General features: G+C 69.3%; 17 protein-coding genes. 13 read left to right on the plus strand and 4 right to left on the minus strand.

Going from position 1 to position 14,920, the window contains the following annotated elements:
* Nucleotides 1–12 precede the first annotated feature (12 nt).
* Nucleotides 13–1,341, minus strand: coding sequence for a flavin monoamine oxidase family protein (locus C9992_RS00490; RefSeq protein ID WP_106813654.1), 1,329 nt, complete (start codon nucleotides 1,339–1,341; stop codon nucleotides 13–15).
* A gap of 134 nt (nucleotides 1,342–1,475) precedes the next feature.
* On the opposite strand from C9992_RS00490, the gene C9992_RS00495 reads away from it, so the two are divergent.
* The 4 genes from C9992_RS00495 (at nucleotide 1,476) to C9992_RS00510 (ending at nucleotide 4,624) form a co-directional block, all read left to right on the plus strand.
* Entirely contained in the window at nucleotides 1,476–1,949 is a 474-nt protein-coding gene (locus tag C9992_RS00495; protein WP_106813655.1) for a hypothetical protein, read from the plus strand.
* Between the two features lie 10 nt (nucleotides 1,950–1,959).
* Entirely contained in the window at nucleotides 1,960–3,510 is a 1,551-nt protein-coding gene (locus C9992_RS00500; protein WP_235007880.1) for a multicopper oxidase family protein, read from the plus strand.
* An 83-nt stretch (nucleotides 3,511–3,593) separates the two neighbouring features.
* Entirely contained in the window at nucleotides 3,594–4,163 is a 570-nt protein-coding gene (locus C9992_RS00505) for a mismatch-specific DNA-glycosylase (RefSeq protein ID WP_106813656.1), read from the plus strand.
* A gap of 89 nt (nucleotides 4,164–4,252) precedes the next feature.
* A complete protein-coding gene (locus C9992_RS00510) occupies nucleotides 4,253–4,624 on the plus strand; it encodes a ribosomal maturation YjgA family protein (RefSeq protein WP_235007881.1) in 372 nt (123 codons plus the stop codon).
* Here the strand turns inward: C9992_RS00510 and C9992_RS00515 are convergent.
* A complete protein-coding gene (locus tag C9992_RS00515; protein ID WP_106813658.1) occupies nucleotides 4,618–5,328 on the minus strand; it encodes an NADPH-dependent F420 reductase in 711 nt (236 codons plus the stop codon). The genes C9992_RS00510 and C9992_RS00515 overlap by 7 nt on opposite strands.
* 95 nt (nucleotides 5,329–5,423) lie before the next feature.
* On the opposite strand from C9992_RS00515, the gene C9992_RS00520 reads away from it, so the two are divergent.
* Nucleotides 5,424–6,416 (plus strand): aldo/keto reductase, encoded by a 993-nt coding sequence (locus C9992_RS00520; protein ID WP_106813659.1) that lies wholly within the window; start codon nucleotides 5,424–5,426, stop codon nucleotides 6,414–6,416.
* A gap of 51 nt (nucleotides 6,417–6,467) precedes the next feature.
* On the opposite strand, the gene C9992_RS00525 is transcribed toward C9992_RS00520, so the two are convergent.
* Both C9992_RS00525 and C9992_RS00530 read right to left on the minus strand, forming a co-directional pair.
* Nucleotides 6,468–8,387 carry a glycoside hydrolase family 55 protein gene (locus C9992_RS00525; RefSeq protein WP_235007883.1) on the minus strand — a complete coding sequence of 640 codons (1,920 nt, stop codon included), beginning with the start codon at nucleotides 8,385–8,387 and terminating at the stop codon, nucleotides 6,468–6,470.
* Nucleotides 8,388–8,497: 110 nt separating this feature from the next.
* The gene (locus C9992_RS00530) at nucleotides 8,498–9,085 is read right to left on the minus strand and encodes a GNAT family N-acetyltransferase (RefSeq protein WP_106813660.1); all 588 of its coding nucleotides are present in this window, start codon (nucleotides 9,083–9,085) and stop codon (nucleotides 8,498–8,500) included.
* 50 nt (nucleotides 9,086–9,135) lie between these two features.
* On the opposite strand from C9992_RS00530, the gene C9992_RS00535 reads away from it, so the two are divergent.
* From C9992_RS00535 to C9992_RS00570, 8 genes are all read left to right on the plus strand, one after another.
* Nucleotides 9,136–9,936 carry a glycosyltransferase family 2 protein gene (locus tag C9992_RS00535; protein ID WP_235007885.1) on the plus strand — a complete coding sequence of 267 codons (801 nt, stop codon included), beginning with the start codon at nucleotides 9,136–9,138 and terminating at the stop codon, nucleotides 9,934–9,936.
* Between the two features lie 37 nt (nucleotides 9,937–9,973).
* The gene (locus C9992_RS00540) at nucleotides 9,974–10,402 is read left to right on the plus strand and encodes an SRPBCC family protein (RefSeq protein ID WP_106813662.1); all 429 of its coding nucleotides are present in this window, start codon (nucleotides 9,974–9,976) and stop codon (nucleotides 10,400–10,402) included.
* A 57-nt stretch (nucleotides 10,403–10,459) separates the two neighbouring features.
* A complete protein-coding gene (locus C9992_RS00545; RefSeq protein WP_407662215.1) occupies nucleotides 10,460–10,756 on the plus strand; it encodes a DUF1905 domain-containing protein in 297 nt (98 codons plus the stop codon).
* A gap of 192 nt (nucleotides 10,757–10,948) precedes the next feature.
* On the plus strand, nucleotides 10,949–11,404 hold the full coding sequence (locus C9992_RS18530; protein WP_327316445.1) for a type IV pilin protein: 456 nt from the start codon (nucleotides 10,949–10,951) through the stop codon (nucleotides 11,402–11,404).
* Nucleotides 11,405–11,484: 80 nt separating this feature from the next.
* Nucleotides 11,485–11,907 carry a type IV pilus modification PilV family protein gene (locus C9992_RS00555; protein WP_160150814.1) on the plus strand — a complete coding sequence of 141 codons (423 nt, stop codon included), beginning with the start codon at nucleotides 11,485–11,487 and terminating at the stop codon, nucleotides 11,905–11,907.
* Entirely contained in the window at nucleotides 11,904–12,449 is a 546-nt protein-coding gene (locus tag C9992_RS00560) for a hypothetical protein (protein WP_106813664.1), read from the plus strand. The genes C9992_RS00555 and C9992_RS00560 overlap by 4 nt, the downstream gene beginning before the upstream one ends.
* Nucleotides 12,440–14,068 carry a pilus assembly PilX N-terminal domain-containing protein gene (locus C9992_RS00565; RefSeq protein ID WP_146145279.1) on the plus strand — a complete coding sequence of 543 codons (1,629 nt, stop codon included), beginning with the start codon at nucleotides 12,440–12,442 and terminating at the stop codon, nucleotides 14,066–14,068. The genes C9992_RS00560 and C9992_RS00565 overlap by 10 nt, the downstream gene beginning before the upstream one ends.
* Nucleotides 14,065–14,895 carry a prepilin peptidase gene (locus tag C9992_RS00570; protein WP_235007887.1) on the plus strand — a complete coding sequence of 277 codons (831 nt, stop codon included), beginning with the start codon at nucleotides 14,065–14,067 and terminating at the stop codon, nucleotides 14,893–14,895. The genes C9992_RS00565 and C9992_RS00570 overlap by 4 nt, the downstream gene beginning before the upstream one ends.
* The last annotated feature ends 25 nt before the right edge of the window (nucleotides 14,896–14,920 follow it).

A 14,920-nucleotide genomic window follows, 5' to 3' on the forward strand; every position in this document is an offset into this window, starting at 1 on the left:
GCCAGGACCGGTTCAGTGGCCGGCCCAGAGGTCTTCGATCGGGATGCCGCGGCCGAGGATGCGGGAGGCCGCGCGGTGACCGGAGAGCATCGCCGCCGGCACCGTCGCAGGGTCCTCCGTCCAGGTCGCCTCACCGGCCAGGTGCAGCACGCCACCGACGGGGGTCGCCAGGTCGTCGTGATCTGCAGTCGTCGACCCGACGGTCATGTACGCGTACGAGCCGTGCGTCCAGGGATCGTCCTGCCAGTCCGTCACGTGCACGGAGGTCGGAGCCTCGACGCGGTCTCCGTAGAGGCGCCGCAGCTGCACCAGGATCGATTCCACGATCTCGTCCTCGGTCCAGTCCCGCGTCTCGACCGCGGCGGGACCGGCGGCGAAGGTGAGCAGCGTCGGCGTGTCGTGGAGCGCGGTCAGGTCGTACCAGGAATGCCACCAGCGACTCTGCGGACCCTGCTGGCGGATCGCGTACACATCGTCGTCCCAGAACTTCGTGGGGAAGCGCAGGAAGACCTTCTCGAACGCGTTCATACGCAACCGGCTCAGAGCGCCGGCGACCGGCTCGGGCAGGGGCGGCTCGATGACGAACTCGTCGGACTGGAGCACGCCCACCGGCACCGTCACCACCGCGGCGCCCGCCGCGAACACGCCCTGGTCCGTGGTCACGACCACACCGTCCGGCGACCACTGCACCCGTGAGACGACATGGATCAGCCGGACGTCCAGGCCTTCGGCGAGCCGGCGCGGCAGCCGGTCGTACCCGTCGGGGAAGACGACCTCGTCGCCCTCTATGGCATCGTCGTCCAGCCCGTGAGCGGCGAGGTCCTCGATCCATGCGCCGTACTGCTCCTCGGAGCGATGCTCCAGGTACTCCCGCACGCGCTGGGCCCGTTCGGGCTCCCAGCCCTGCGCGGCGATGGCCGTCTCCGTGACGTCGCGGTACGAGGCATCGGGGGCCGAGGCCGCGACCGCTTCCAGGAGGGAGGTGTCCACGGTGTGAATGTCGTCGACGAACGCCTGCGCCGCGGCGTCCGTCAGACGTCGCCCGTCGGGGCCGTAGTACGCGATCGGGCGGCTGTCGGGCTGATAGCCGCCCACCGTGAACTCGACCATGTGCATTCCGAACGCCCGCGCGGCGGCGGCGACGGGGGAGTCGGTGATGCCGTGGATCCACGACGCCCCCAGGTCGGTCGTCAGTCCGAACCGCCGGTCCGTCGAGATCCGGCCCCCCACGCGGTCGCGCGCCTCCAGCACGACGACATCGCGCCCCGCCTCGACCAGCAGCCGTGCCGCCGTCAGCCCCGCCACACCGGCGCCGACGACGATCGTCTCGAACCGATCCATGCCGACGGTCCTCCTTCCGACGCGCCACCGACGCGCGCTCTCGACGCTAGCGCGTCGGGCATCCGCTCACGATGTATCACCGGCGTGAAATACGCGCTCTGGATGGTCGTTGAATCCCGACCCAAGGAGCATCCATGCGCATCGCGTATCGAATCATCTCGTTCGTCATCTGCGCGCTGGTCGCGCTGCAGGCGGCGTCCCACGCGTGGGCGTCCGCCGGCTTCAGCCTCTACCTCGCGGAAGGCGGAGTGGTGGATGCGGCCACGCAGGAGGGCCCGCCGCCGTTCGCAGAAGCCCTGGGCTTCATGATCCACGGGATGAACGGCATGTTCGTGATCCCGGCCCTCGCGCTCGTGCTGGTCATCGTCTCGTTCTTCGCGAGGGTGCGTCACGGTGTTCTGTTCGCACTGGGGGTGCTCGGTCTCGTCGTGCTGCAGGTGACGCTGGGGCTGCTCGGGCACGGTCTGCCGCTGCTGGGCTTCCTGCACGGCATCAACGCACTGCTGCTGTTCACGACCGCGCTGCTGGCAGGATTGAACGCGTCCAAGCGTCGTACCGAGGCGACCGCCGACGCCGCCGTTCCCGCTGCAGCCGGTGCTGCCGCCTAGAAATGCACCGGTGAGCCGGTGGGCGTGGTTCGCCCGCCGGCTCGCCGTCGTGCTCGCGCTCATCGGCACCGCGCTCGTCGGCTGGCTCTGGTGGTCGAGCGTCCTCCCGGGGTCGTACTCGGCGATGCAGATGGGAAAGCCCGACTACGGCGGCGGGCCCGGCGCCGACGACGCCATCATGTCCCACGGCGCGCATACCGCACAGGCGGCTGAGGCGGCTGCGCCGGGCGTCCAACCGGTCGACGTCACGGAGCTCGTCGCCGACCCGGGTCGCACGGCCGACGTGCGGGTGGAGCTGGTGGCGCGCACCGAGCAGGTGACCCCGCCCGGTGGGGAGCCGTTCGAAGGCTTCACGCTGAATGGCCAGACCCCGGGACCCACCATCCGCGCCACGCAGGGTCAGCTCGTGGAGGTGGTGCTGCGAAACGACGACGTGACGGCCGGCACGACGCTGCACTGGCACGGGATCGACGTGCCCAACGCCATGGACGGGGTGGCCGGGGTGACGCAGGATGCCGTGCCCGCGGGCCGGAGCTTCACGTACCGCTTCGTCGCGGAACAGGCCGGCACGTTCTGGTACCACGCTCACCAGGCATCGCACCCGCAGGTGGTCGGCGGCCTCTTCGGCGCGATCGTGCTCGAACCGGCGCCCGAAGCGGATGCCGCCGGCAGCGCGCCGTCCGAGTCCGCGGTGCAAGGTGCGGCGGACGCAGTCGCCGTCGTGCACACCTACCCGGGAGGTCAGCGGACCCTCAACGGTGTCGTCGGGGACGCGCATCACGAAGCGGCCCCGGGTGCGGCAGTTCGTGTGCGGCTGGTCAACACCGACAGCACGCCGACCTCCGCCTGGGTGACCGGCGCGGCCTTCCGCATCCTCGCCGTCGACGGTCACGACCTCAGCGGACCGACGCCGGTCTCCGGCAAGACGGTTGATCTGACGGCGGGCGGTCGAGTCGATCTCGAGGTGAGCGTCCCGGCGTCGGGCGCGGCGCGCGTGGAGGTGCCCGGGGCGTCGCTCGTCGTCGGACCGGACGGCGCACGCGCCGACCGGGCCCCGGCACCCCGGCAGGCCGTCGATCTGCTGGCGTACGGGTCACCGGCTGACACCGGCCTCGATCCCACGCGGGCCGACCGGCGGTTCCGCTACGACATCGGCCGGGCACCGGGGTTCCTGGACGGACGGCCGGGATACTGGTGGACCATCAACGGCGGCATCCTGCCGGCGGTGCCGATGTTCATGGTCGACGAGGGCGACACCGTCGTGATGACGGTCTCGAACAGCAGCGGTGAGGTGCACCCGATGCACCTGCACGGCCACCACCTGCTCGTCCTCTCCCGTGACGGCGAGCGCTCGTCGGGCAGTCCGTGGTGGGTCGACTCGCTGAACGTCGAGCATGGCGAGACGTACGAGGTCGCCTTCCTCGCCGACAACCCCGGCATCTGGATGGACCACTGTCACAACCTGCCGCACGCCGCGGAGGGCCTCATGACGCACGTCGCCTACTCCGGTGTCACCACACCCTTCCGCCTGGGCCGCGACACCGGGAACGACCCGGAGTGAACGGGTCTGCGTCTGCGTCCGACCGACCCTGCCGGGCGGCCGACGACACGGTGTAGCGCCGGCTCGTGCGCAAGACTGGAGCCATGGGGTTCACGCGCGCCGAACTGGAGTCGTTCCGCGGGCGCAGCATCGAGGACCTCGTGCCGTCGCGACCGCGGCTGGTCTTCGTCGGCATCAACCCGGGACTGTGGACGGCGGCTACCGGGGTGCCGTTCGCGCACCCGGGCAACCGGTTCTATCCGGCGCTCGTGCAGGCCGGGATCATCCCTCGGATGCCGCGCATCGGCGATGACGGCATGCCCGAGGCCGACCGACGCATGCTCTTGGACGCCGGTGTGGGCATCTCGAGTCTCGTTCGTCGCGCGACCGTCCGTGCCGACGAGCTGAACCGCCAGGAATTGCGAGAGGGGGCGCAGCGCCTGGAGGCTGACGTGGCGGCGTGGGGTGCGCGCGTCGTCGCGGTGCTGGGGCTCACCGCGTACCGCCAGGGGTTCGCCCGACCCCGAGCGGTCGCCGGCCGGCAGTCAGAGACCCTCGGCGGGGCCGAGCTCTGGGTCGTTCCCAACCCGAGCGGGCTCAACGCCCATGAGACGATCTCCACGCTCGCCGCTGCCTACGCCGAACCGGCCCGCTCCGCTGGGGTGATCGCGTGATGGCCGGGCCGGTCGACCGAACGCGCCCCATTGCACGCCCTAATGCCTCCGGCCGAGGCCACGACCGTCCGCCGTCGCTGATCCGGCGCGTGATCGCCGGCGTCCTCCTGTGCGTCACGATCATCGCGGGGCTCGTCGTCCACGGTGCGATGCCGGATACCGCGGCCACCGACATCGCCGGAGACGTGCTGTACGCCGTCGCCGCGTATCTGGGCGTGGTGCTGATCGCCCCGCGGCTGCCGGCACCGGCGGTGGGCGCCGTGGCGGCGTTGTGGTGCATCGGCGTGGAATTCTTCCAGCTCACTGGGCTGCCGCTGGAGTGGGGTGTCCGCCTCCCGCCCGTCATGCTCGTGCTGGGAACGGTGTTCGACCCGCGCGATCTGCTGGCATATGTGGTGGCCGTCGTCGGTGCCACCCTCATCGACCTGGGCTGCCGCACGGTCGGCCGGCGGTCTCACTGACGTCGACGGCCGCGAGCCCGTGCCACCATGATTCCGCGTTGCGACGTCGGGAAACGCTCCAGCATGGCGCGCAGCTCGGTGGCATCCACGTCGGCGCCGAACGCCTCCGCACCCGGTTCCAGCCGGATCCCCTCGCCGAGCGGCCCCGCATAGACGGGATCGAATCCGAGGTCGTCGACGAGCCGCATCACCGTCCGCACGTCCTCGGCATCGTCGCCCGCGACGGCGATCGCCTTGCGCCCGGGCGTGCCGGCGGGGCGGGCCTCCTCATCCAGGTCCCGGTAGCCCATGTGGTTGAACGCCTTGACCACGCGTGCGCCGGGGAGCGAACGCTGCACGATCTCGCTCGTCGAAGTGCGCAGGTCCGCGTACTCGGGCCGCAGGCCGTCGGCCTCCCACCAGTAGTTCATGGCATCGATCACGAGCTTGCCGCGAAGCTCATCGGCCGGGAGGCCGCGATGTGCGGGTAGAGGCAGGGCCAGGACGACGAGGTCGGCCTCCCACGCCACGACCGCGGTCTCGGCGACCTCGGCGCCGGATGCGACCGCGCCGATGGTGGCAGCGATGCGCGCCGGCCGGCCCGACCCCGCCACGAGGACTCGGTACCCGGCCGCGACAGCCAGTCGCGCGAGAACCCGACCGACCCGACCGGCGCCGATGATCCCGAGCACCTCGGGCGCGCTGTCTTCGCGGCCGTTCGTCACACGTCCAGGCTACGGTGCGGGATGATCCGGCCTTCTTGACCCGCGCTCGTGGAATGCTGGAAGGCGAAACCCGTCTCCGCTCACGAAGGACCCTCATGCAGCAGCGCGCACTCGGACACACTCGCCGCTCCGTCTCGGCGATCGGCCTGGGCACTTGGCAGCTCGGTGCGGATTGGGGCCAGGTGAGCGAACAGGACGCGGCGGCCGTGCTTGCGGCATCCGCCGACAGCGGCGTCACGCTCTTCGACACGGCCGACGTGTACGGCGACGGGCGCAGCGAATCGTTCATCGGCCGCTTCCTCGCCGCTCGCGCCGGGCATGACATCGTCGTGGCCACCAAGATGGGCCGCCGCCTGGCACAGGAGCCGGAGAATTACACGCCGGAGAACTTCCGGGCCTGGACCGATCGGTCGCGGGCGAACCTCGGTGTCGAGACCCTCGACCTCGTGCAGCTGCATTGCCCGCCGTCCGCGGTGATCGACGACGACGCGACGTACGAGGCTCTGGATGAGCTGGTGGCCGAAGGCCGGATCGCTGCCTACGGCGTCTCGGTCGAGACCAGTGCCCAGGCGCTCGCCGCGATCGCCCGCCCGCACGTGACGAACGTGCAGATCATCTTCAACCCGTTCCGGCTCAAGCCGCTGGACGAGGTGCTGCCAGCTGCCGAAGCCGCCGGTGTCGCGATCTTCGCTCGGGTGCCGTTGGCCTCGGGTCTGCTGTCGGGTCGCTATACGGCTCAGACGACCTTCGCGGCCGACGACCACCGCTCGTACAACCGTCACGGCGAGGCGTTCGACCGCGGCGAGACGTTCTCGGGCGTCGACTTCGAGGTCGGACTGAAGGCCGCGGCGGAGCTCGCCGCGTCGCTGCCGTCAGGCGTGACACTGCCGGCCGCGACGCTCGCGTGGATCGCCTCGCGCCGCGGGGTCACGAGCGTCATCCCCGGCGCCCGCAACGTGGCACAGGCACAGGCCAATGCGGCTGCCGCTGCGCTGCTCGACGATGGCTTCGACGTCGAGGCGTTCGATCGCGCCGTGCACGAGGTGTACGACCGCGACCTCCGTGCGGCGATCCACCCGCTCTGGTGAGCCGGATGCCTCGGCCCGGGCGAGCGCGCCGGGCCGAGGCATCCGCTCCTCTCAGGGGGTCGGGTAGTCGACGATGAACTGCGGCGTACCCGTGTTCGTGTTGTCGGCCTGACCGCCGACGCCGTTCACGACGTGCTGAACCGTGCCGGCCGACAGATTCACCGTCATGATGTGGTGCAGGCGGACGCCCGGCGCTTCGGCGACCTCGAAGCCGTTCGAGGTGACGATCGACGGGTTGTTCTGGTTGAACACGTAGACCCCCGCTCCGTCGAGGCGGTGCGTCGTCACGCCGTCGGCGACCTTGTAGCCGGGGTACCCGAGGGTGCCGTCGGGCTGCGTCCAATCCGCCTGCGTCGGCGGGTCGTACGGCAGCTCGTTCTGGTAGAGGATCACACGGCCGTTCTCACCGTTCCACAGGGTGTTGTAGCGCTGGAAGTGCTCCACGAACAGACCGGTCGCGGTCACGTCATCGCCGTTGACGATGACCCCGTTGGTGCCGGTGTTCGTGTTCCACCGGTCGGTGTCGCCGTTCACGCCGTTCGTGAACCCCTCGACGCCGTGGTCGCCACGCCACACCCACGTGTGGTCGATGAGCACGTGGTCGGAATTGACCTCGAGCGCCGTCGTCGTCTTGCCGATGTGCGGGCCGCCGACCCGGAAGTACACGTCGCTCAGGGTGATGGGGTCCTGAGGGTTCAGCTTCTTGCCGCCGTGCGGATTGCCCACCCGCAGGAGTGCCGGCGAGAGCTGCGTTCCGGCGTCGATCGTGACGCCGGCGACGACCATGCCGTCGGCATCCTTCACCTCGAGCGGAACCGCGCCACCCACCGCCGTGAGCGTCGCGTGTCCGAGTCCGAGGACGACGGTGCCCGGGCGCTTGACCTGGATCGTCTGCGCGACGTCATAGATCCCCGGCGTGAGGATCAGGTGCTGACCGCGGGCCAGAGCGTTGTTGATGTCCTTCACCGAGTCGGCGGGCGTCGCGATGTAGAACTCGGTGATCGGGATGCTGCGGCCCGGCGTCTGCGCGTCGGCCCAGCTGATCCCACGCGACTGGCGCTCCGCGGACGGGACGCGCACGTTGTAGCGACCGTCGTCGTCGACGTACAGGTACGGCTTCTCGCGGCTGACCGGTGTGCGATCGACCGTGGTGTACGGCTCTGCGGGGAAGTTCGCCTCCGATGGAGCCCCGACGACGCCCGAGAACACCTGGTTCCACACGCCGTTGGACCAGCCGGCCACCTCGCTGTTGCGGATCAGCCACTGCTGCTGGGACCCGTTCACGACGAACGGCAGGCGGGAGTCCGCAATGAACCCGCCGCTGGCGTACTGGGGCCCCGCGGTGCAGTAATCCATGAGCGAGAGATTGGCGCCCGAGACGTCCAGTCGTCTCATCGAGACGGCCTGCGACACCGCCCAGAACTCGGCACTGGCACGGCAGCCGTCTTGACCGGCCTTGTCGACGTCGATCGACAGGTTCGAGATCGTGCGCCAGAAATTCACCAGGGCCAGGCAATTGCCGGTACCTCCGCCTTCGAGGCACCGGTTGTACACCTCGACGGAGCCGTGCACGGTGACATCCTCGGGCGAGGCACCGAGACCGGCGATCTCGGTGTAGTACCCGACCTTGACCTGCAGCGGATCGTCGGCCGTGCCGTACTGCCCGGGCAGGAAGTACACCGCTTTGCGGGCGGTGCTCATCTCGGCATCCACCTGCTGCAGGTGGAGGGCGTCGAGGTCTGCCTGGATGTCGGCCGCCGGGGTGTCGGGGGAGTAGATGGTCACGTTCGGACCGAAGTCCGGGTGGTAGGCATCGACCGCGCGCGGCGGCGCGGCCGCCGCGGGGGCGGCCAGCAGCGCGCCGGCGACAAGCGCCGCGGCGCCGACGACGGCAGCGGCCATGCGGCCGGCGCGCGGGGCTCCCCGCGAGGCCGTGGCGGTGTCGGGGAGCGGGGGAACGGGGACAGCCATGCGAAGTCCTCTCCATCGAGGCGGAAGCGGCGGACGCCGATTACTTACGGGAATGTAACCAAATCGTGGGAGCGGTCTCAAGACCCGCTTCGCCGGAATGCGGTCTGCCGTCAGAAGTCCAGGCGCATGACGAGGCGCCGCTTGGTGGGATGGCTGATCTCACGGAACCCGGCCGCGAGGAACGGACCGACGGCGCCGACGCTGAGCTCGTCCCAGATGACCTTCTTGCCCTCGGTGAGCATCGGGTAGGCCTCGACCGCAGCGGCGCCGCGCAGCCGAGCATGCTCAGCGGCCGCGGCCACCAGGGGGTACGTCAGGCCCTGGCCGCGGTGTCCTTTCCGCACGACCATGCAGGCGATCGCCCACACCGACTCGTCGTCGGGGTCCTCGTCGCGACCCTGCCACGGCACCGGTGACCCGCGCACCCGTCCGTAGACGCCGCGCCTGTCGACCGCGCACCACGCCACCGGCTCGTCATCCTGATAGGCGACGATGCCGATCGTCTCGTCCGCGCGGGGGTCACCGCAGTGCGTTTCGGCGCGCAGGATCGCGGCGCGCTCGGCCTCCGGCATGTACCACCAGTCGTGGTCGCCCAGGCGCTGCCGCTGACACTGGCAGCGCCCGGCGGCGCCGGTGAGGATCGCCTGCAGGTCGTCCCAGGTGGCCTCGTTCGCCGGTGCGAAGCGCAGTCCGCTCATGTCGGCAGGGTAGCGTCGTGGCCCGACAACGCGGGAGTAGGGTGTGGCTTGTGTCCCTCGCCCCTCGTCTTGCCGTGGTCATCCCGTGCCGAGACGACGCCGCTTACCTCGACGCGTGCCTGGCCGCCCTGGCCGTCCAGACGCATCTCGCGGATCGCGTGATCGTGGTCGACAACGCCAGCAGCGACGACTCCGCCGCCGTCGCTCGTCGGCACGGCGCGGTGGTGCTGCACGAGTCTGCGGTGGGCATCTGGCCTGCTGCCGCCCGAGGGTATGACGAGGCGATGCAGGACGCCGACATCATCGCGCGGCTCGACGCCGACTCACGTCCGCACCCCGACTGGGTCGCGCGGCTCGTCCGGTCGTTCGTGGCGGATCCTTCGCTCGGCGTGCTGACGGGCAGCGCCGAGTTCTACGGCGGCACGCCGTTGCAGAACTACCTCGGCGAGCGCTGGTACATCGGGGGCGGGCACTACTGGATCAAGAAGTGGCTGGGGATCCCGCTGGTGTTCGGGTCGAACTTCGCGATGCGCACCCGCGTGTGGGAGCGCGTGCGCGACCAGGTCGATCGGGGGAATGCGCGCATCCACGACGATCTGGACCTGACGATCCGCCTCCGATCCTCAGACGGTGTGCGGTACGACCCGCAGCTGAGGATGCCGGTGTCGGCCCGCCCGGTGCAGACGCTCTCGGGGCTGTCGCGGCGCGTGTTCAAGGTGGCGTCGACGTTCGCGGCCAGCTGGCCGGAGGGGGCGGCCTGGCGCCGTTCCGAGCCGGCGACGACCGACGCCGCGTCCGTCGCGGAGTGGATGCCGGAGGGTGACGACTGGACCCCCGAGTACGGTCGCTGACGCGGTCGCCCGCGGGCGCGGGGCGTACGGTGTGAGCATGCACGAGCTCACGGAAGAGGCGCTGATTGCGGCATCCGTCGACACCGTCTGGCGGGACTTCACCGAGTCGCATCGCCTCGCCGAGTGGTTCTGGCCGCCGCGGTTCGAGCCGACGGCGGTCGTCGAGCCGCGCGAGTGGGGACGGTGGGAGGTGAGGTCGGCGCCGATGGACATGGCGGTCGAGGCGAGGGTGCTCACCCTCGCTGCGCCGCGCGATCTGCGACTGGAGTGGAGTTGGGCGGGGGAGGAGTCCACCACCGGCGTCGAGATCACCCTGGAGGCTGCGGCGGATGCCGCGACCCGCGTGATCGTGCGGCATACGGGGTTCGCCGGGGCCGAGGAGCGGAACGATCACGTCGAGGGCTGGTCGAGCTGCCTGCAGCGACTCGTGGACCGTCACGGCGGACCGCCGGGAGAGCACCTCTGACGCCGGGACGGCCCGCACCGGCGCATGTCGTGCGGCGGCGGTAAGGTCGTGGCCGTGATGGTCGAGTTCGACGGCGAGGTGTTCCGCTGGGCGGCACGTGAGGACTCGGCATGGTTCTTCACCGAGGTGCCCGCCGAGCTGAGCGCCGACATCCGTGAGATCCCGCGGCCCTTCCGCGGGTTCGGGTCGGTGCGGGTGCGCGCACGGATCGGCGACACCGCGTGGACCACGTCGATCTTTCCGAGCTCCGGATCGGGCACGTACGTCTTGCCGCTGAAGAAGACCGTGCGGGATGCCGAGAGTCTTGTCGACGGCGCGCCAGTGACTGTGCACCTCGAAGTGCTGGACGCGTGACGCATTCGCTGTGCACCCTGCTCAGCCTCCTGAGGATTCACTGATCTCGCCCTGTGCTGATCTTGATTTGACACGAACATGAGAATTCTCTCATGATTGTGCGCGGAGGCGGTTCCCGGCGAAGCCCCGGACCCGTCCCCGCCTGATACGACTGGGCGACTGGGCGAAAACGCGGTCCGGATCAGGGATGTCATGTCATCTGTCATCCTCGAGAAAGCGAGCCGCACCATGCGCTCTTTCATCCGCAATTACATCCAGGCCGAGAAGGCACGTCGTGAGGAGTCCGGCGAGGCCGGCTTCTCGCTCATCGAGCTCATCGTCGTCGTCGTCATCCTCGGCATCCTCGCCGCAGTCGCTATCCCTGTGTTCCTCGGCCTCCAGGCGCAGGCGGAGGAGAGCTCGGTCAACTCCGTGATCGCCAATGGGGCGTCTCAAGTCGCCTCTGACCTGGGCCTCAACAAGACCGACGCGGAGATTCGCGCGAGTCTCACGAAGCTCGGCACGCAGAGCAACGTCACACTCACGGTCACTCCCGCGTCCGGTCTCAAGATTGACAACTTCTGCGTGAGTGGCACCAAGACTGGTGTTGACACAACGAAGATCAAGTCGTCTGGCCCGGGCTGCTCCGGCGCGACGCCTACCTCCTAAGTCAGGCGAGTAATCGGCCAGGTCCGGCCCGGGGGGCGCCGGACCTGGCCGAAGCGCGAATGCGGAGGAGGTGGTCGATCGTGTCGCGCGCAGACGAAGGATTCAGCATCGTCGAGGTCATCATCGCGATGTTCCTCCTCGCCGTGATCGCGCTGGCGGTGCTGCCCCTCATGATCGGGGCGACGCGCACCAGTGTCGTGAACCGCGATCTCGTGGCCGCGATAACGTTCGCCAATGCCCAGCTCGCGCCCGTCAAAGCGGCATTCGGGGTCGACCCCGCGGGGCCGGCCCGATGCTCCGAGCTGCGCACGAGGGCGGTGCCGTCGACGGCCGCGATCGCCGATCCGGCGGGCACGGGAATGAGCGCGACCGTGGAGATCGGCGCCTGCCCGACCGGTGCCGCGTCGTACCCCGCGACCGTCGCGGTGGCGGTGAAGGTGCGGGATCCGAACGGCCGGGTGCTGGTCACCCTTCCGACTCTCGCCCTGGTCTCCGAGCCGTGAACGTGCGTTGGAGCGCATCCGATGAGGAAGGTGTCACGCTCGTGGAGCTTCTCATCATCATCTTCGTCTCGGTACTCTTCCTCGGCCTGCTCGCCGTGTTGTTCAGCGACGGGCTCAGCGCCCAGCAACGGGCGACCTCTCGTGACGGCGCGACCGGAAAGGCTCTGGTGGTGAGCACCTCTCTGCAGTCATCCATCCGCAACGCGACGGCTGTCGCCGTCAGCGGTTCCGGTGCCCGCGTCGACGCCGTGGTCATGACCGCGGCGGGAGGATTCGAGTGCCGCGCGTGGGCGCTCGACGTGGGGGGAGCACTCCGCTACAGCTCCGGAACAGATGCCCGCGGTGTCGACGTGTCGTCTTGGAAGCCGTTGACACAGGGTGCGCGAGGAACGCTGGCCGCAGGCGCCGCATTCGCAATGAACGGAGTGCGCGGGATCGATGTCGGCATCGCCGTGACGGTCGGCGACGAAACCGCTCGCGTCACCGACGGCGTGACGGCACAGGCGGTCGCGAACGCGGATGAGGTGCCCGCATGCTGGTAGGTCGCGTCTCACAGCGCCGCAAGGACGATGGGTCCACCCTTATCTCGGTGCTCATCGTGATGCTGGTGCTCAGCATCGGAGCGCTCACGCTCGGGGTCATCGTCACCAACACCTCTGGCCTCGCTGCGGGCGGGCGCAGCACCGCGCAGTCACGGGCCGCAGCCGATGCCGGGATCGCCGAGCTCGTCGCGCGCGCCGGGAGGGGGGACGTGTGCGAGCAGACCCTGTCGAACGTGAGTCTTGGAGCGGGTTCGCGCTACACCGCCACCAGTAGCTGCGATGACGCCACCGGGCTCGTCGTGTTCGAGTCGACCGGGACTTCGGAGGGCGGCGCACACACCACGGTGCGGGCGGTCTACGAGCTCGAGACCGATCCCGGAGCGACCCCGCCCACCGCCGGCGGCCCTGGACTGTTCTACACGCATGGCATGACGTCCCGCATGAACTCGTATGTGTTCGACGATGTCAACAGCGAGATCGGAATCGACGAGTTCACGGGTGCCGCGGGAGTGTTCGCATCGACAGGGAACATCGAGTGCGGTGCCGGTTCGGTCCTCCCCGGCGACATCTACACCGAGATAGGAAATTTGAAACTCGACACCGGCTGTCTCGTCGAAGGCAGCGCCTTCATCGGCGGAATGGCCGACGTCAACGGAGGCACCATCGAGGGCACCCTGATTGCGCCGAAGAACGTTCAGCATGAGATCACGGGAACAGTGGGCAAGTCCGGAATGATGCAAGGCAACGTCTTCGTCGGCGGCACCGTGTATGTGAACGGCGGTCGGGTTTATGGAAGCGTCACCGCAGCAGGGACGGGTTCCAGCACGCTCGGAAGCGACCTCATCTCAGGCAACTTCGTGTACAGGGGGAGCTACGGCAACTGGGGACCGAACATCGTCAAGGGCGCGATCGTCAAGAACACGTCGCTCCTTCCCCCAACGCTTCCCGACATCCCGGACTGGCAGGACGTGCAATTCGTGCCGGTGAACGCCACGACTCCTCCGCAAGCTTGGGCCGACGCCGGTTATGCGCTCACCACCGTGACAGGGATCGGTTGCAGCAAGTGGTCGGGCAACTCGGCCGACGTAACATCGCTGACCTCCGTGCTGAGCACCCGCATGATCTTCGACATCCGCGCGTGCAGCGGGAACTTCGACACCAATTCCGGCGGCGCCAACAAGGTGGTCAAGGTCAACAACGACATCGCGATCATCGCGAACGGCTGGTACCTGTCGGGAACGAAGTTCAAGAGCGCGGACGGGCAGCCTCATACCATCTACTTGATCACCCCGGACAGCAAGCCAGCCGTCGCCGACCCACAGTGCGACTGGCCGGCGCAGGACTCGCAGCAGCTGAACGATTCGACCGTCGACCCGACCATCGCGATCTACATCTACACGCCTTGCGCGATGAAGTTCAACAGCGGCACGGCCACCTTCCGCGGCCAGGTCTACTCGGGTCGGCTGTCGTTCGGCGGCGGTGTCAAGGTCGCCTTCGCGCCTCGCAGCATCCCGGGGTATGACTTCGGTGAAGACGTCGAACCGTGGCCCGGCACGGGCGGCGGGGAGACGCCCGCGGGACTCGGCACCCTTCTCTCCCTCCGGGATGTGCAACCGTGACCGATCCCGCCGTCGCCGTCTTCGTCCTGGTGTTCGCCGGGTTGTTCGGGCTGGTGATCGGCTCGTTCCTGAACGTCGTCGTCTACCGCATGCCCGCAGGCATCCCGCTGACGAGGGAGAGCAGGTGTCCGTCCTGCGACGCACCGGTCAGGCCCTGGCAGAACGTGCCGGTGATCTCGTGGCTCGCGCTGAGGGGCCGGTGCGCGTCGTGCGGAGCATCCATTTCGACACGCTACCCCGCGGTGGAACTCGCGACCGCCGCGGCCTTCGTCGCCGTGGCGTGGTGGGCTCTGTACGCGGTGGAAGAGCCCGGGTTCACGGCCTCGGTCGCGCCCGTCGTCATCGCGTACCTCTACCTCGCTGCCATCAGCGTGGCACTGACGCTCATCGACCTCGACGTGCACCGGCTGCCGAACGCGATCGTCCTCCCCGCGTACCCCGTGCTGCTCGGACTGTTCACGCTGGCGTGCGTTCTCGGCGCCGACTGGGCTGCGCTCCTGCAGGCGGTCGCCGGCGGCATCGTGCTGTATGCCTTCTATCTCGTGCTGCGGCTCGTCCGCCCCGCTGGGATGGGTGGGGGCGACGTGAAGCTCGCCGGTGTCCTGGGGATCGCGCTCGGGTGGCTCGGCTGGGGCGCCCTGGTCGTCGGCGCGTTCGCCGCCTTCCTCCTCGGCGGAGTGTTCGGGCTCGCGTTGCTCGCGACGAAGCGCGCCGGGCGCAAGACCGCGATCCCGTTCGGCCCGTGGATGATCGCAGGCGCATGGATCGGCATCTTCGCGGGGGATGCCGTCGCCCGCTGGTACACGGGGCTCATCTTCGCCGGCTGACGGCGAGCGGAAGACAAGGAGGCGG

The sequence above is a fragment of the Microbacterium timonense genome, from assembly GCF_900292075.1.
In the GTDB taxonomy this organism is placed as follows: Bacteria; Actinomycetota; Actinomycetes; order Actinomycetales; family Microbacteriaceae; genus Microbacterium; species Microbacterium timonense.